This window comes from Amycolatopsis mediterranei, assembly GCF_026017845.1.
Classification (GTDB): domain Bacteria; phylum Actinomycetota; class Actinomycetes; order Mycobacteriales; family Pseudonocardiaceae; genus Amycolatopsis; species Amycolatopsis mediterranei.
The window spans coordinates 8,572,140-8,588,205 of the sequence record NZ_CP100416.1 but is presented as its reverse complement, the minus strand read 5'-3'; the positions used below and the strand labels follow the sequence as shown (position 1 = coordinate 8,588,205).

Below are 16,066 nucleotides of genomic sequence, written 5' to 3'. Positions count from 1 at the left end.
ACGACTGAGAACGACCGGGAAACGGCGGAAGCGGCACCCCCAGTGCCGCTTCCGCCGTGTCTCTCTCAGTGGCAGAACGTGACTTCCGGGTAGCCCGGCCGGTCGAGCACCGGCCGTGCCTCGCCCCGCAGGTGCTGGTCGAAGAAGGCGTTGACGTACGTCCGGGCGATTTCCTGGGTCCGCAGCGCGGTCGTCGTCGCGCCGTAGCCGACGCCCAGTTCGTCGCCGACCAGGCCCACGTCCGTGAACGACGCGTGCTGGGCGCCCCGCACGTCGGCCCAGCGCCGCCAGCCGGTCAGCTGCGCCCAGTCCCGTTCCCACGTCGGGTCGCCCGGTACGCAGGCGGTGGCACCGAGCTGGTGGCCCAGGAACATGAACGGCCGCGACAGCCCGGGCGGGGTCAGTGCGACGTGGGTCGTGCCGTCGATGTCCATCCCGGCCTTGATCCGGCTGTCGGCGAGCATCGCCGGGAGGGTGCCGGCGCCGCCGATGGAGTGCCCGGCCATGCCGATCCGGGCCGCGTCGATCAGCGGCGCCCACTTCGAGTGCGTCAGCGAGTCCAGCACGAACGACACGTCGGCGGCCCGGCCGAGTTCCAGCTTCTCCCAGAACGCGTCGTCGTGCGGGACGTCGCACGACGCGCACCCGGCGAACCGCCCGTCCGGGAAGCTCTGCCCGGCGTTCTCGTAGGTGTGGCCGACCAGCGCGACGGCGTACCCGTGGCTCGCCAGGTCCTCGGCCAGCGCGGTCAGCGTGGCGCGGGGTTTCGTGTAGCCGGGCGAAAGCACGATCAGCGGCAACCCGCGCCCGGCCGGCCGCGCGTCGGCGACGGAGTTGGTCACCATCCCGGTGAGCAGGTCCGGCGCCACGTTCAGGCCGCTGTCCTTCAGCAACGCCGCGGACTCCGCCGAGGTCAGGTACTGCGTCTTCGGGCCCTTCGCCGAAGCGGCGGGGTAGAAGAGGGAAACCATCAGTTCCCGGTAGGGCACCGAAGGCACCCACGGGTCGGGGCGCGAGGTGTCCTTCAGGTACACCGCCGTGCTGCCCACCGGCCGGTCGCCGGTCGGAGCGGGCAGGTACGGCGTCGACGTCCGGGCGAAGGCGACCTCCGGGTACTGCGGGGCCGGCTGGTCCAGCAGCGGCTGCGGCCGGCCGCGCAGGTGCTGGTCGAAGAACGCCCGGACGTACGCCGCGGTGATCGCCTGGCCGCGCCCGGCCGGGGTGGTCGCGCCGAAGTCGAGGCCCAGCTGCTCACCCACCAGGCCGAGGTCGGTGAACGACGGGTGCTGCATCCCGGCCACGGTGAGCCAGCGCTTCCAGCCCGTCAGCTGCTTCCAGTCGGCGTCCCAGGTGCCGGATTCAACGCCGGTACCGGGGGCGTACAGGCTCTGGCGGCCGAAGAACAGAAACGGGCGGTCGAGCCCCGGGGCGAGCAGGGGATCGCTCTGCGTGCCGTCCACGTCGATCCCGGCCTTGATCCGGGTGTCGGTCACCATCGCGTTCACCGTGCTCGTGCCGCCGACGGAATGCCCGGCCATGCCGATCCGGGAGGTGTCGAGCAGCGGAGCCCACTTCGAGTGCGCCAGCGAGTCCAGCACGAACGACACGTCCTTCGCCCGGCTGCGCTGCAGCCGCTGCCAGAACTCGGGACTGGAGCTGCCGCAGGCCGCGCAGCCGGTGACCCGGCCGTCCGGGAAGGTGGTGGCCACGTTCTCGTAGGTGTGGTCGACCAGGACCACCAGGTAGCCGTGACTCGCCAGGTCTTCCGACAGCGAGGTCAGCTCGGCGCGGGGCCGCTTGAAGCCGGGCGACAGGACGACGGCGGGCAGGCCGTGCCCGGCCGGCCGCGCGTCGACGACCGCGTCGGTGCGGACCGTGGTCAGCACCGACGGCGGGATGCCCTTGATGCCGGCTTCGTCGAAGACGGCCTTCGCTTCGGCCTCCGACATGAACTGCTTCTTCGGCCCGTTCGCCGGAGCCGCTGGGTAGAAGAGGGAAACCATCAGTTCGCGGTAGGGCACCGACGGCACCCACGGATCGGGCCGTGCGCTGTCCTTGAGGTACAGGGCGGTCGTGCCGACGGGCCGGTCGCCGGTCGGTTTCGCCAGCGTGGGCGCCGGGTCCGCCGAAGCGGACGGCGACGTCAAGGCGAGGGTGAGCGCGGCGATGACCATGATGGCCATGATGCTCTTGATTCTCATCCGACGAAGGTCACTTCCGGGTAAGCGGGCGAGGGGGTGGTCAGCAGCGGCTGCGGACGGCAGCGCAGGTGCAGGTCGAAGAAAGCGCTTACGTACGTCCGCGTGATGGCCAGCGCGCGGTACGGGTCGATCGCGTCACCGAGGTCGACGCCCAGCTGCTCGGCGAGCACGCCGAGGTCGGTGAACGACTGGTGCACCGTGCCCGACACCATGAGCCAGCGCTTCCAGCCGGTCAGGTGCGGCCAGTCGGTTTCCCAGTCGTCGTACGGACCCGGCTCGCCCGGCGTGTAGGACTCCGTGCGGCCCACGAACATGAAGGGCCGGGACAGCCCGGACGCCGGGATCGGCACGTGGACGCTGCCGTCGAGGTCGGCCCCGGCGCGGATGCGCGGGTCGGCCAGCATCGCCTGGGTGGTGACCGCGCCGCCCGCGGAGTGCCCGGTCATGCCGATGCGCCGCGGGTCGATCAGCGCGCCCCACCTCGAGGACAGGAGGGAATCGAGCACGAACGACGTGTCCTTCGGGCGGACCTGCGCGAACTTCTCCCAGAAGCCGGGCTGTTCGTCGACGTCACAGGCAGCGCAGCCGGTGACGTGCCCGTCGGGGAAGGTGGTGGCGCGGTTTTCGTAGGTGTGGTCGATCGCCGCCACGGCGTACCCGCGGCTGGCGAGCTCTTCGGCCAGCGCGGTGAGCGTCGCCCGCGGCTGGGTCCAGCCCGGCGACAGCACGACCAGCGGCAGGCTGTGCCACCGCCCGGCCGGGTGCGCGTCGACGACGGCGTTCGTCCGGACCGTGCTGAAGACGTCCAGCGGCAGGCCGGGGATGTTCTGCCGCTCGAGGTTGCGTTCCGACTCGAGCGGGGTCATGTACTGCTTCTTCGGCCCGTTCGCCGAGGTCGCCGGGTAGAAGAGGGAGACCATCAGCTCCCGGTAGGGCACCGTCGGCACCCACGGGTCAGGCCGTGAAGTGTCCTTCATGGACAGTGTGGTGACGCCGACGGGCTGGTGCCCGGTCGGGGCGGGCAGGTAGGGCGTCGTGGCCGCCGAAGCGGGCGACGCGGACAGGGACAAGGTCAGGGTCAAGGCGGTGGCTACCGCGAGAGTGCGCATGATTCCCCCAGTCGGAATTCATCAGGACAGGTGGCGGAGACGGCGGAAGCAGAACCAGGTGAGCAGGGCGGTCATGGCGAGGTAGAGCGCCAGCTCGAGCCACTGCAGCGGCCAGAACCGGGAGCCGGGCTGGAAGGTCAGCCGCTGCTGGTAGCCGTGGGCGCCCAGCTGGGCCATGCACTGTTCCAAGGTGCCGCGTTCCGGCGGGCCCGCGCCCGGCCTCGGGGCGCACGTCTGCACGAAGGACGGCAGCGGGTCGGCCACGTTCCCGGCCGGGTCCACGGTTTCGTTCGCCAGCACCCACGCACCGGCCGGCTGCCGCATCCCGATCTCGGTGATCCCCTGGTCGTCGTTGCCGGTGATGTTCGTGATGTCCTTGCCGACGATCGCGACCGTCTGGGTCTGCGGCGGCAGCAGGTACGGGCGCACGAACGACGGGACCAGCACCAGTACGGCGGCGAGCGTGACGAGGGTGACGGCCATGGCGGCCACCGTCCGCTTCAGCAGCATCCCGGCCGCGACGCCCAGGGCGAGGGCGAAGGCCGCGTAGCCGATCGGGACGATGCCGCGGGCGCCGAACACCACCGGCATGATGCGCGAGAGCATTCCGCGATCGGTTTGCGTCGCCGCGAGCGCGTCGATCGGGCTCGCCCACCACGACACCGCCCAGCCGAGCAGACCGGCCGCGAGCATCGCGGCGAGCAGGCCGAAGCCGAGCTTGGTGGTGAGCCACTGCTTGCGCGTGACGGTCTGGTTCCACACCAGGCTGTGCGTGCCGCTCTCCAGCTCGCGCGTGATCATCGGGACGCCCCAGAACACGCCGATGACCGCCGGCAGCAGGTACAGTGCCAGGATCGTGCCACCGAAGAGGGTGTCCTGGTCGGAGAAGTTCGTGCGGCCCACCAGGTCCGGCCCCGTGATCGCCAGCACCACGGCGATCGCGATCAGGCCGGCGAGCACGGACAACGCGGGAACGCGGAACTGGCGCCAGGTCAGCCAGGTCATCGGAGGACCTCCAGGGCGGGGCGGGCGGCGGTGGGGTGGCTCATGTACTCGAGGACGAGGTCTTCGAGGCCGAGCTGCGCGACCGTCCACGCGGGATCGAGGATCGGCGCTTCGGTGCGGACGAGGACGGTGGTCTGGCGGTCGGTGTGCGTCGCCGACACGACGTGCTGATCCGCCGGCAGCGTCTCGACGTCGCGGCGCGGCCCGGAGAGCCGGTGGTGCGTGGCGAGCAGCGTCTCCACTTCGCCGATCACCCGGACCTGGGAGTCCACCAGCACGACGAGGTGGTCGCAGACCCGTTCCAGGTCGTTGACCAGGTGCGAGGACATCACGACGGACAGCCCGTGCTCGGCGACGGCTTCCATCAGGTCCTGCAGGAACTCGCGGCGCGCCAGCGGGTCCAGCGCCGCGACCGGCTCGTCGAGCAGGAGCAGTTCGGGCCGCTTGGCGATGCCGATCGTGAGCGCCAGCTGGGCGCGCTGGCCGCCGGAGAGCTTGCCGGCGGGCTGCTTCGGGTCCAGTCCGAGCCGTTCGACGCGCTTCTCGGCGAGCGAGGTGTCCCAGCCCGGGTTGAGGTGGGCGCCGAGCCGCAGGTGCTCTTCGATGGTCAGTCCACTGTAGACCGGCGTGTTCTGGGCGACGTACCCGACCTTGGCCAGCTGCTCCGGGCCGCTGCCCGGCAGGCCGCCGCACACCTCGATCGTGCCGCTCGTCGGCTCCAGCATGCCGGCCGCGATGTTCAGCAGCGTCGACTTGCCGGCGCCGTTGGGGCCGACGAGCCCGGTGACGTGGCCGGCCTCGATCTCCAGCGTGCAGCCGGTCAGTGCCTGCTTGCGCCCGTACTTCTTGCCCAGGCCCTGGGCTTTCAGGACAGTCACGCTATGTCCTCTCTGGCGGAGTCGCGAAACGTGGACATCAACAAGGCTTCGATGCTCTCCTCGTCGAGGCCCGCCTTGCGGGCCTGGGAAAGCCAGCGGCGCAGGTCGCGCCGCAGCGGTCCGAGCGCGGCGAAGGAGGCTCCGCCGTTCAACGTGGCCGTCACGAACGTGCCGACGCCGGGACGGGCCGCGACCAGGCCGTCGTGCTCCAGCTCGCGGTAGGCCTTCAGCACGGTGTTCGGGTTGATCGCGAGGCTCGCGACCACGTCCTTGACCTTCGGGAGCTGGTCTCCCTCGGACAGCAGGCCGAGGCGCAGCGCGTGCCGCACCTGCTGGACCAGCTGCTGGTACGGCGACAGGCCGGACCTCGCGTCCAGGTGGAACTCGATCATCGGCAACTCCATTTATCTAGTTACCTAGCACTATAGCTAAGTGGTGCCGTCGGGGCCAGTGCTCATCCGGGGCTTCGCCCCGGGCCGGGGGGCTTCGCCACCCGGAACCCCCCGAAAAGCCGCCAGTGATCTTTTTCGGCGGCCGGAGCCAACCTCGCCGCCGGTGCGGCGTCTGTGGAGGCGAAGTGATCGTTTTCCTCTCCGAAGGGACTTTTCGTGCGCCGATTTTCTGGGGGAGGCCTCGTGCGCGGCGTCGTCGTCGCGCTCGGGGTCTCGATGGCCGTCGCGGCGGGACCGGCGGTTGCGTCCGCGGCACCGGTGTCCATCGACAAGGTGCCGACACCGCAGCTGAGCTGGACGGACTGCGCGGACGGATTCCAGTGCGGCAAGGCATCCGTGCCGCTGGACTACGACCGGCCGACCGGCACGAAGATCGACCTGGCGCTGATCAAGCTGCCCGCCACCGATCCCGCGCACCGGATCGGCACGCTGTTCGTCAACTTCGGCGGGCCCGGCGCGTCCGGCCTGCAGCGGCTGCGGGAGCGCGGCAAGTGGCCGTGGCTGTTCTCCGACGAACTGCGCGCGCGGTTCGACCTGGTCTCGTGGGACCCGCGCGGGATCGCCAACAGCACGGCGGTCCGGTGCTTCGATTCCCTGGCCGAGCAGCAGGACTTCTTCGGGTCGTTCCCGGAGATGCCGGGTGACCCGAGCGGCAACGCGGCCTTCTACGCCAAGTCGAAGGAGCTCGCCGACCGCTGCTCGGCGAAGGCCGGCCCGATCCTGGAGCACGTCTCCACGGCCAACACCGCCCGTGACCTGGAACTGCTGCGCCGCGCGGTCGGCGACCCGAAGCTGAACTACCACGGCATTTCCTACGGAACGCAGCTCGGCGCGACCTACGCGAACCTGTTCCCGAACCGGATCCGGGCGATGGTGTTCGACGGCACCATGGACTTCGCCGGCAACTCGACCGGGCAGAACGGCAACGGCAAGAGCGTCCCGCTGGACACCCGCCAGGACGTCGCGACCGGCATCGCGCAGACCTTCGAGCAGTTCCTGCGGCTGTGCACGGAAGCGGGCCCGAAGTGCGCGTTCTCTTCGGGCGACCCGAAGGCGAAGTGGGCGGCTCTCACGGCGCGCGCCAAGCAGGCCCCCATCGTCAGCAACGGCGAGACCTGGACCTACTCGGGCATCATCAACGCGGCGGCCGACCTGTCCGACTCGCGGGGCTGGCCGGACATCGCCGCGCTGCTGCAGCGGCTCTACGACGCTCCGGCCACGCCGGCCCTTCGTGCTTCCGCCGCGGTGGCCGGTGAGCAGTACACCTCGAACCGGACCGAGTCGTTCAACGCCATCCAGTGCTCCGACAGCGACGTGCCCACCGACCCGGCGGTCTACAGCCGCTACGCCGAGTCGGAAGACCAGCGCGTGCCGTACTTCGGGCGGATCGCCGTGCTGGACATGATGAGCTGCGCGTACTGGAAGGCGAAGGACACCGACCGCTACACGGGCCCGTGGAACCGCCCGACGTCGGCGGAGATCCTCGTGCTGAACAACCGCTACGACCCGTCCACGCCGGTGCACGGCGCGCGGGACGGCGCCGCGGAACTGGCGCGGGCGCGGGTGTTCGTGACCGAGGGCTACGGGCACTCGTCGATGTACGTGCCGAGCACGTGCACCGAAAAGGTCAAGCGGGACTACCTGATCTCGGGGACCTTCCCCGCGGCGGGCCAGACCTGCACGATCGACGCCAGCCCGTTCGCCGGCTGATCTCGATCGGGGCGGGCCCCGCCGGCGACGGTGGGGCCCGCCCACGAAGGTGTCCCGCGGGGTGCTGCACCGGTCACGACGAGCGCGGCTGCGGCTGCGGCGGCTTCGGCGAAGGGCCGCGGCGAGCAACGGGCCGATCTTCGGTGTCCCAGGCCGATCCGCCGATGCCGGTCCGGTCGCCGGGCGTGCGTGGCCCGGCGTGCGTCGGCAGAATTGCGTGGATGGCGCACACCGTCCGGCTCCGTGATGCCTCGACATGGGCCGGCGCGCTCGGCCTGATCGCGTGGGCGGGCGGCGGGCACGCGTGGACCGTGAGCCGGGTGGTCGGCCCGCGGCCGTCGGAAGACGGGGGAGAGCATGGCTTCGAGCAGGCATGACGGCGACACCTGGGACCTGGCGTCCAGCGTCGGCGCGACCGCCACGATGGCCGCGGCGGCGCGGGCGATGGCGACCCGCGCGGATCCGTCGCTCATCGACGACCGGTTCGCCGAACCGCTCGTCCGGGCGGTCGGCGTCGACCTCCTCACCCGGCTGGCGAGCGGCGAAGCGGCGCCCGGCGACCTGGTCGAGCAGGTGTGGATCGACGTGGCCAAGGTGCGGACGAAGTTCTACGACGAGTTCTTCCGCGCGGCGGGTCTCCCGCAGGTCGTGATCCTGGCTTCGGGCCTGGATTCGCGCGCTTACCGGCTGCCGTGGCCGGCCGGGACCGTCGTCTACGAGGTCGACCGGCCGCAGGTCCTCGAATTCAAGACCCGCACCCTGGCCGGGCTGGGCGCCGAGCCTGCCGCCGACCGGCGGGTGGTGGCGGCCGACCTGCGCGAGGACTGGCCCGCCGCCCTGCACGCCGCCGGCTTCGACCCGGCGCGGCCGACCGCGTGGAGCGCCGAAGGCCTGCTCGGCTACCTGCCGCCCGAGGCGCAGGACCGGCTGCTGGACACCATCACCGAACTCAGCGCGCCGGGCAGCCGGGTGGCCACCGAAAGCCGGCCGAACCCGCGACCGGGCGACGAGGCCCGGACGAAGGAAAGCCTGGACCGGCTCTCCGGACGCTGGCGCGAGCACAGCTTCGACACGGACATGGCGAAGCTGCGCTATTTCGGTGAACGCAACGAAGCGGCGTCCTACCTGGCCGCCCGTGGCTGGGAGCTGACCGGGAGCACCGTCCGGGAGCTGCTCGCGGCCCACGGTCTCGCGCCCCTGGAGGACGACGACCTGCGCACGGGCGACGTGCGGTACGTCAGCGGCGTCCTCCCCCCGATGCCGCGCCCGGCTTGACAGCGGGGCCGCCCGTCTCGCACTATGCGAACAAGTGTTCGATGATTGTTCTGGGTTCGCCTGTGGCTTCCTGACGCGGGTGTCTCCGGTACGAGTACGTGGTGCTGGAGGTGAGCGGCGGTGGCGGTGCCGGAGGCGCTCACGGCCATTCCCGGGGTGCGCACGGCCGCGCAGCTGCGTGAGCCGGACGCGGGGCCGGGGGAACTGCTGACGGTGCTGCCCGAGCTGGCCGGCCTGCTCCCCGGCGGCGGCCTGCGGCGCGGCAGCACGATCGCGGTCCGCGGAGGGACATCGCTGGTACTGGCCCTCCTCGCGGCGGCCACCCGCACCGGTTCCTGGGCGGCGGTGACCGGCCTGCCGCAGCTGGGCCTGGCCGCGGCCGCGGAACTCGGCGTCGACCTGGAGCGCCTCGCCCTGGTGCCGGAGCCGGGCGCGGAGCTGGTGGCGGTGGTGTCGGCGCTGGTCGACGGGTTCGACGTGGTGGTCCTCGGCCCGGCCCGGGTGCAGCCCCAGGTGGCTCGCCGGCTGGCGGGCCGGGTCCGCAACCGGGGAACGGTCCTGCTGACGGCGGGATCGTGGCCGGGAGCGGACCTGGAGCTGAGGGTGTCGGGCCGCCGCTGGCACGGCCTGACCCAGGACGGACACGGCCACCTGCGCGCCCGCAAGGTGGTGGCGACCAGCCGCGGCCGAGGCGCGGCGGCTCGGCCGTCGTCGGTGGGGTTGCTGCTCCCGGGCCCGGAAGGAGCGGTGGCCGGGGCTGACGTCCCGGGGCGGCGGCTGGTCGAGGTGGCCGGGTGAACCCGGCGGTGTGGCCGGGTGCCGGGGTTTCGGGTTGGGTCCGGGCCGGCCGGGGTGTGGAATGAGCGCGCCGAGGCGGCTTGGCCGGTGTGGTGGTTGGCGGGTTCGCCGCACCAGTGCGGTGCAGAGATCGGTGTTGGTGGCCGGTCGAGGCTGCGGGATGAGCGCCGCACCGAGGTTGCTCGTGCTGGTTGCCGGATGAACGATGCGCCACGGTTGCTCGTGCTGTGGTGCCCGGACTGGCCGGTCGTTGCCGCCGGGGCTGCTGCCGGGACGCCGCCCACCTCGCCCGCCGCCGTTTTCTCCGCCAATCGGGTGGTGGCCTGCTCCGCTTCCGCGCGGCACCACGGTGTCGGGCGGGGGATGCGGCGCCGGGATGCCCAGTCGCGGTGTCCCGGGCTCGTGGTGCACCAGCACGATCCCGATCGGGATGCCCGGCTGTTCGAACCCGTCGCCGCCGCCGTCGAAGCGCAGGCCGTCGGCGTCGAAGTCGTCCGGCCCGGGCTGGTCGCCGTGCCCGTCGACGGGGCTGCCGGGTACTTCGGCGGGGAGGCCGCCCTCGCCGAGCTGCTCATCGATGAGGCCGCGGCCCGGGCCGGGGTCGAATGCCAGGTCGGGGTGGCCGATGGGCTGTTCGCCGCCACCCTCGCCGCCCGTCGATCGGCGCTCGTTCCGCGGGGACGGGCGGGCGAATTCCTCGCGCCGCTCTCGATCGGCGAGCTGAACCAGCCGGGTGACGACCGCGGGGAGCTCGTCGACCTGCTCAAGCGGCTCGGCCTGCGCACCCTCGGTGCGTTCGCCGCGCTGGCCGAACGCGACGTCGCCGGCCGCTTCCCGAAGGACGCCATCACCGCCCACCGCCTCGCCCGGGGGCTCTCCGAACGCCCGCCGCTGCGTCGCGCCCTTCCGCCGGACCTGGCGGTCACCGAAACCTTCGACGAACCTCTGCGCAGAATCGACGAAGCCGCCTTCGTCGCGAAGACGCTCGGCGAGCGCTTCTTCGCCGGGCTCGCGAACCACGGCCTCGCCTGCACGCGCCTGGCCATCGTCGCCGTCACCGAAGCCGGCGAAGAACGCGTACGCGTCTGGCGCTGCGCCGAGCCCCTCACCGCCCGCTCGACGGCCGATCGCGTGCGGTGGCAGTGCGAAGGCTGGCTCACCGCGCGGGACCGGCCCACCGCCGGCATCGTCCGGCTGCGCCTCGACCCCGAAGAGGTCGCCGGCGGCCAGGCGCTGCAGCTGCAGCTCGGCTCGGTGGGCCGCGACGCGGCCGCCGCCGAACGCGCCGGCCGCGCCCTGGTCCGCATCCAGGGCCTGCTGGGCCCGGACGCGGTCGTCACCCCGCTGCTGGACGGCGGCCGCGGCCCGGCCGAACGCGTCCGGCTCATCCCGTGGGGCGAGCCGCGCCGTCCGCTGGCCGCGGACCGGCCGTGGCCGGGACGGCTGCCCGCGCCTTCGCCGACGGTGGTGCCGCCCCGCCCGGTGCCGGCCGAGGTGCTCGACGCGGTCGGCGACGTCGTCCGCTGCTCCACGCGCGGCGAACTCGGCTACCCGCCGTCGACGGTCGCCGTCGAAGGGGGGCCGCCGCGCCGGGTGATCGGCTCGGCGGGCCCGTGGGTGGTGCACCCGGCCCTGCCCGGCCGCCGCGGCGAGCGGCCCCTCGCCCGCGTCCAGGTGGTCCTGGAGGGCGACTCCGCGGAAGACGGCGACATCGCACTCCTGCTCCGGGTCACGGTCGGCGACGATCCACAGTGGACGGTCGAGGGCTGCTACGACTGAGCACGAAAGGGTGATGAGCCGCTACCCAAAGGCGCCATTCCGCGGCGAATTCCCCGAAAGGGAAGAAATCCTCAGACTTCCGGCCGATCGACGACGGACCGGATCAACGGATATAACCGAAAGGATCTCCGGAAAGGACACCGACGTGGCCGGTTCGACGGTTCTGCTGGCGTTGACCGGAATTCCGCCGGGGTCGGTGCCCGATGCCCAGCTGGCGCGGATCTGCGAGCACCTCGCCGAAGGCGGCCACGACGTCGTGCGCGCGGGCACCGACGAGGACGCGCTGGCCCTCGTGCAGAGCCGGGCCGATCTCACCGCCGCCCTCGTCAGCTGGGACCTGGGGGAAAGCGACGCGGCCGCCGAAGCCGTGCTGAAAGCGCTGGTCGGCCGGTTCACCCGGCTGCCGGTGTTCCTGGTGACCACCTCGACGTCGGTGGACGACCTGCCGCTGTGGGTGTCCGAAGTGATCTGCGGGTACGTGTGGCTGCTCGAAGACACGCCGGGGTTCATCGCCGGCCGGATCGGCGTGGCCGCGCGCCGGTACCGGGAAGAAATACTGCCGCCGTTCTTCCGGGAACTCCGCCGGTTCGACGACACCCACGAATACTCCTGGCACACGCCGGCCCACGCCGGCGGTGTCGCTTTCCTGAAATCGCCGGTCGGGCGGGCGCTGTTCGACTACTACGGCGAACGGCTGTTCCGCACCGACCTCTCGATTTCCGTGGCGGAGCTGGGTTCGCTGTTCGAGCACACCGGGCCGATCGGTGACGCCGAGCGCAACGCCGCCCGGATCTTCGGCGCGGATCTGACCTACTTCGTGCTGCACGGCGATTCCACCGGCGACCGCATCGCCCTGCACGCCAGCATCGCCACCGACGAGCTGGTGCTCGTCGACCGCAACTGCCACAAGGCGATCTACCACGGGCTGACGCTGACCGGCGGCCGCCCGGTCTACCTCGTGCCCACCCGCAACGGCTACGGGCTGATGGGCCCGATCCCGCCCGCCGCGCTGACCAGCGAAGCCGTCGCCGACCTCGTGCCGAGCAGCCCGCTCGCCGCCGAAGCCGCCGCACCGGACCCGGTGTACGCGGTCGTCACCAACTCGACCTACGACGGCCTGTGCTACGACGCCGTCCGCGTCGCCGAGCTGCTCGGGGCGAGCGTGCCGCGGCTGCACCTGGACGAGGCGTGGTTCGCCTACGCCCGGTTCCACCCGCTCTACGCCCGCCGCTACGGGATGGCCGTCGGCTCCGGCGCGGTGCCCGACGCCGTCCGGCCCACCGTGTTCAGCACCCAGTCCACCCACAAGCTGCTCGCCGCGATGTCGCAGAGCGCGATGCTGCACGTCAAGAACTCGCCCCGGTCGCCGGTCGAGCACCGGCAGTTCAACGAGACGTTCATGATGCACGCGACCACGTCCCCGCTGTACCCGATGATCGCCGGGCTCGACGTCGCCGCCGGCATGATGGACGGCCCGGGCGGCCGGTGGCTGGTCGACGAGGCCGTCACCGAAGCCATCCGGTTCCGGCAGGCGGTGGCCCGCATCGGCCGCCGGATCGCCGCCGCCGGCGACCGGCCCGCCTGGTTCTTCGGCACGTGGCAGCCGGACGAGGTCGGGGACCCGGCGACCGGGCAGCGGTACCCGTTCGCGGACGCCCCGCTGGACCTGCTGCGCACCGAGCCCGCCTGCTGGAGCCTCGAACCGGGGGCGGCCTGGCACGGCTTCCCCGGCCTGGAGGACGGGTACTGCCTGCTCGACCCGGTCAAGGTCAGCGTCACCTGCCCGGGCACCGACGCCGCGGGCACCGTGGCGGAGCAGGGCATCCCGGCGCGGATCCTCACCGCCTACCTCGAGACCCGGCGCATCGTCGTCGAGAAGACCGACGCCTACACCTGCCTGATCCTCTTCTCGATGGGCATCACCAAGGGCAAGTGGGGCACGCTCGTCGACGGCCTCCTCGACTTCAAGGCGCTCTACGACACCGGCGCGCGCCTCGCCGACGTCCTGCCCGCCCTGGTCGCGGCGCACCCCGCCGGCTACGCCGAGCTGACCCTGCGTGACCTGTGCGACCGGATGCACGCCCACCTGCGCAAGAGCGATCTCATCCCGCTGCTCGACGCGGCGTTCACCCACCCGCCGCGCCCGGAGCTCACCCCGGCGCAGACCTACCAGCGGCTGCTGCGCGGCGGCACCGAGCCGGTCCGCCTCGCCGAGCTCGCCCACCGGACGGTCGCCACCCAGGTCGTCACCACCCCGCCGGGCATCCCCGTCCTCATGCCGGGCGAGAACGCCGGCGGCCACGAGGAGCCCACGCTGCGGTACCTGCGGGCGCTGGAGGACTTCGACCGGCACTTCCCGGGCTTCCCGAGCGAAACCCACGGTGTCGCGAGGGGCACCGACGGCGACTACTGGATCACCTGTCTGCGCGACCGGTGACGATTTCCGCCGGCGCGTGTCGAGAACGGGCGGCCGGCTCCGACTGGGGGGCATCGGCGGCCGACGGGGCCGCCAGCACGAGCGGAGCGCGAACGATGACCAAGGTGACCGCCCAGATGTCGGTGTCCCTCGACGGCTTCTACACCGGGCCGCGCGACACCGAAGACCCCCAGGACATGCGTGGCTGGATGCGCGGGCCCGAGGCGCCCGGCTTCTTCCGGGTCACCCGCTGGGTCGTCGACGCCATGGCGTGGCGCGAGCGGCAGGGCTTCGGCGGGGGCGAGCAGTCGATCGACTCGGAGATCATCGCGGAGACGTTCGCCGCGGCCGGGGCCTACGTCATGGGGCGGCGCATGTTCGACGCCGGCGAGGTCCCCTGGGGCGACGAACCGCCGTTCCGCGCCCCGGTGTTCGTCGTCACCCACCGGCCCCGGGAGGTCCTCGAACGCCAGGGTGGCACCTCCTTCACCTTCGTCACCGAAGGACCCGAGCGGGCCGTCGAACTGGCCCGCGCCGCCGCCGGCGGCAAGGACGTGGCGGTGGCCGGTGGCGGGGAGCTCCTGCGCCAGGTGCTGGCCGCCGGGCTGCTCGACCAGCTCGAGCTGCACATCGCGCCGGTGCTGCTGGGCGAGGGCCAGCGCCTGTTCGGCCCCGGGCTCGGCCTCGGCGCGGACGACGGCATCGAGCTGGTCCCGGCCCGGGTCGTCGACACGCCCGGCGTCACCCACCTCCGCTATACCGTCACCGGGCGGTCGAAACTGGTGCTGGACGATCGCGGCGCGAGCGGCGACCTGGTCGGACCGGCCAAGACCGGGCAGTGAGAGAGGACCGCGCCCATGAAGTACATGCTGCTGATCTACGGCAACGAGGAAGCCTTCAACTCGATCGGCGCGGAGGCCCTCGCCGAGCTCATCCGCGAGACCGACGCGCTCAACCAGGAGCTGTTCGAGTCGGGCGAGCTGGTCGGCGCCTACGGCGTCGCCGACGAGGTGAACACCAAGATGGTCCGGGTCACCGGCGGGACGCCGGTGGTCACGGACGGTCCCTACGCCGAGGCCAAGGAGTTCCTGGGCAGCTTCATGATCGTCGACTGCGACGGCCTGGACCGGGCCTTGGAGATCGCGGCCCGTGCCCCCTCGGCGCGCCACTGGGGGGTCGAGGTCCGGCCGCTGATGCACGAGGCGAACGTCGGGCCGTGACCGGCTGGCAGGCCGTCCGGCGGCTGGTCCCGGAGGTGCTCGGCGTGCTGGTGCGCCGCTACGGCCGGTTCGACGCCTGCGAGGACGCCGTCCAGGAAGCGCTGGTGGCGGCCGCGGCCCAATGGCCGGTGGAGGGGTGGCCGGAGAACCCGCGGGCCTGGTTGGTGACGGTGGCGTCGCGCCGCCTCGCCGACCAGGTGCGCAGCGACGTCGCCCGCCGACGGCGGGAGGAGGCGGATGCCCTCCGCACTCTTCCCGCCGGTGGCGAAGTGGAAGCCGGGGACGACACCCTCACGCTGCTGTTCCTGTGCTGCCACCCGGCGTTGACGCCGTCGTCGCAGGTCGCGCTGACGCTGCGGGCCGTCGGCGGCCTGTCGACCGCCGAGATCGCCCGGGCCTTCCTCGTGCCCGAGGCGACCATGGCCCAGCGCATCAGCCGGGCCAAGCACCGCATCAAGGCGGCCGGAGCCGGCTTCGAGCTGCCGCCGGCCGCCGAGCAGGCGGCTCGGCTCGGCGTCGTGCTCCACGTGGTCTACCTCGTCTTCAACGAGGGCTACACGGCCACGTCGGGGACGCAGCTGGTGCGGGCCGAGCTGACGGCCGAGGCCATCCGGCTGGCCCGCGAGCTGCACCGGCTGGTCCCGGGCGACGGCGAGGTGGCCGGGCTGCTGGCCCTGCTGCTGCTGACCGACGCCCGCCGCCCGGCCCGCACCGCCCCGGACGGGTCGCTGGTGCCGCTGAGCGAGCAGGACCGGACGCTCTGGGACACCGAAGCCATCGCCGAGGGCGTGGCCCTGGTGACCGGTGCCCTGTCGAGGGGCCCGATCGGCCCGTACCAGCTCCAGGCCGCCATCGCCGCCGTCCACGACGAGGCACCCACCGCCGGAGCCACCGACTGGCCGCAGATCCTGGCCCTCTACACGGTTCTGGAGCGCGTGGCGCCCAATCCGGCGGTGACGCTCAACCGGGCGGTGGCGGTGGCCGAGGTGCACGGACCCGCGGCCGGGCTGGCCCTGCTCGACGCCCTCTCCGCCGACGAGCGCCTCTCCGCCTCCCACCACCTTCTGTCCGTGCGGGCCCACCTGCAGGAAATGGCGGGCGACCACGAGGCGGCGCGCGCCGGCTACCGGGCGGCGGCCCGGCGCACCACCAGCGAACCCGAGCGGCGCCACCTGCTGACCCGGGCCGCGCGGCTGGGGTGACGACTGTCGCTTGTGGCCGGT

The 16,066-nt window shown here is 72.5% G+C and carries 14 protein-coding genes; 9 read left to right on the top strand and 5 right to left on the bottom strand.

What is annotated here, in order from left to right; genetic code table 11:
* Window positions 1-65: 65 nt before the first annotated feature.
* Genes ISP_RS38610 through ISP_RS38590 form a run of 5 tightly spaced genes read right to left on the bottom strand, consistent with a single transcriptional unit; the run spans window position 66 to window position 5,585 of the window.
* Window positions 66-2,201 (bottom strand): alpha/beta hydrolase family protein, encoded by a 2,136-nt coding sequence (locus ISP_RS38610; RefSeq protein WP_014467630.1) that lies wholly within the window; start codon window positions 2,199-2,201, stop codon window positions 66-68.
* Window positions 2,198-3,310: an alpha/beta hydrolase family protein gene (locus ISP_RS38605; protein ID WP_176742129.1), complete on the bottom strand. Its 1,113-nt coding sequence runs from the start codon at window positions 3,308-3,310 to the stop codon at window positions 2,198-2,200. Before ISP_RS38605 ends, ISP_RS38610 begins: the two co-directional genes overlap by 4 nt.
* Window positions 3,311-3,331: 21 nt before the next feature.
* Window positions 3,332-4,315 carry an ABC-2 transporter permease gene (locus ISP_RS38600; protein WP_013229214.1) on the bottom strand — a complete coding sequence of 328 codons (984 nt, stop codon included), beginning with the start codon at window positions 4,313-4,315 and terminating at the stop codon, window positions 3,332-3,334.
* Window positions 4,312-5,193 (bottom strand): ABC transporter ATP-binding protein, encoded by an 882-nt coding sequence (locus ISP_RS38595; protein ID WP_013229213.1) that lies wholly within the window; start codon window positions 5,191-5,193, stop codon window positions 4,312-4,314. Before ISP_RS38595 ends, ISP_RS38600 begins: the two co-directional genes overlap by 4 nt.
* The gene (locus tag ISP_RS38590) at window positions 5,190-5,585 is read right to left on the bottom strand and encodes a GntR family transcriptional regulator (RefSeq protein WP_034284752.1); all 396 of its coding nucleotides are present in this window, start codon (window positions 5,583-5,585) and stop codon (window positions 5,190-5,192) included. Before ISP_RS38590 ends, ISP_RS38595 begins: the two co-directional genes overlap by 4 nt.
* Before the next feature lie 243 nt (window positions 5,586-5,828).
* Between ISP_RS38590 and ISP_RS38585 the strand changes: the two genes are divergently transcribed.
* From ISP_RS38585 to ISP_RS38545, 9 genes are all read left to right on the top strand, one after another.
* Entirely contained in the window at window positions 5,829-7,355 is a 1,527-nt protein-coding gene (locus ISP_RS38585) for an alpha/beta hydrolase (RefSeq protein WP_013229211.1), read from the top strand.
* Between the two features lie 221 nt (window positions 7,356-7,576).
* On the top strand, window positions 7,577-7,732 hold the full coding sequence (locus ISP_RS38580; RefSeq protein ID WP_155258941.1) for a hypothetical protein: 156 nt from the start codon (window positions 7,577-7,579) through the stop codon (window positions 7,730-7,732).
* On the top strand, window positions 7,713-8,630 hold the full coding sequence (locus ISP_RS38575) for an SAM-dependent methyltransferase (RefSeq protein ID WP_013229210.1): 918 nt from the start codon (window positions 7,713-7,715) through the stop codon (window positions 8,628-8,630). The genes ISP_RS38580 and ISP_RS38575 overlap by 20 nt, the downstream gene beginning before the upstream one ends.
* Window positions 8,631-8,750: 120 nt before the next feature.
* A complete protein-coding gene (locus ISP_RS38570) occupies window positions 8,751-9,428 on the top strand; it encodes a hypothetical protein (RefSeq protein ID WP_013229209.1) in 678 nt (225 codons plus the stop codon).
* 198 nt (window positions 9,429-9,626) lie between these two features.
* Complete coding sequence (locus tag ISP_RS38565) at window positions 9,627-11,207, top strand: DNA polymerase Y family protein (RefSeq protein ID WP_187324688.1); 1,581 nt, start codon at window positions 9,627-9,629, stop codon at window positions 11,205-11,207.
* 145 nt (window positions 11,208-11,352) lie between these two features.
* On the top strand, window positions 11,353-13,644 hold the full coding sequence (locus tag ISP_RS38560) for an Orn/Lys/Arg family decarboxylase (protein ID WP_013229207.1): 2,292 nt from the start codon (window positions 11,353-11,355) through the stop codon (window positions 13,642-13,644).
* 95 nt (window positions 13,645-13,739) lie between these two features.
* Window positions 13,740-14,465, top strand: coding sequence for a dihydrofolate reductase family protein (locus ISP_RS38555; RefSeq protein ID WP_013229206.1), 726 nt, complete (start codon window positions 13,740-13,742; stop codon window positions 14,463-14,465).
* Between the two features lie 15 nt (window positions 14,466-14,480).
* Entirely contained in the window at window positions 14,481-14,843 is a 363-nt protein-coding gene (locus ISP_RS38550; protein WP_013229205.1) for a YciI family protein, read from the top strand.
* Window positions 14,840-16,045 (top strand): RNA polymerase sigma factor, encoded by a 1,206-nt coding sequence (locus ISP_RS38545; RefSeq protein ID WP_013229204.1) that lies wholly within the window; start codon window positions 14,840-14,842, stop codon window positions 16,043-16,045. The genes ISP_RS38550 and ISP_RS38545 overlap by 4 nt, the downstream gene beginning before the upstream one ends.
* Window positions 16,046-16,066: the final 21 nt, after the last annotated feature.

Bases quoted from the DNA above. Each gene is read 5' to 3' on its own strand.
- ISP_RS38610 (WP_014467630.1), bottom strand. From the start codon at position 2,201: ATGAGAATCAAGAGCATCATGGCCATCATGGTCATCGCCGCGCTCACC.
- ISP_RS38605 (WP_176742129.1), bottom strand. From the start codon at position 3,310: ATGCGCACTCTCGCGGTAGCCACCGCCTTGACCCTGACCTTGTCCCTG.
- ISP_RS38600 (WP_013229214.1), bottom strand. From the start codon at position 4,315: ATGACCTGGCTGACCTGGCGCCAGTTCCGCGTTCCCGCGTTGTCCGTG.
- ISP_RS38590 (WP_034284752.1), bottom strand. From the start codon at position 5,585: ATGATCGAGTTCCACCTGGACGCGAGGTCCGGCCTGTCGCCGTACCAG.
- ISP_RS38580 (WP_155258941.1), top strand. From the start codon at position 7,577: ATGGCGCACACCGTCCGGCTCCGTGATGCCTCGACATGGGCCGGCGCG.
- ISP_RS38575 (WP_013229210.1), top strand. From the start codon at position 7,713: ATGGCTTCGAGCAGGCATGACGGCGACACCTGGGACCTGGCGTCCAGC.
- ISP_RS38565 (WP_187324688.1), top strand. From the start codon at position 9,627: ATGAACGATGCGCCACGGTTGCTCGTGCTGTGGTGCCCGGACTGGCCG.
- ISP_RS38555 (WP_013229206.1), top strand. From the start codon at position 13,740: ATGACCAAGGTGACCGCCCAGATGTCGGTGTCCCTCGACGGCTTCTAC.
- ISP_RS38550 (WP_013229205.1), top strand. From the start codon at position 14,481: ATGAAGTACATGCTGCTGATCTACGGCAACGAGGAAGCCTTCAACTCG.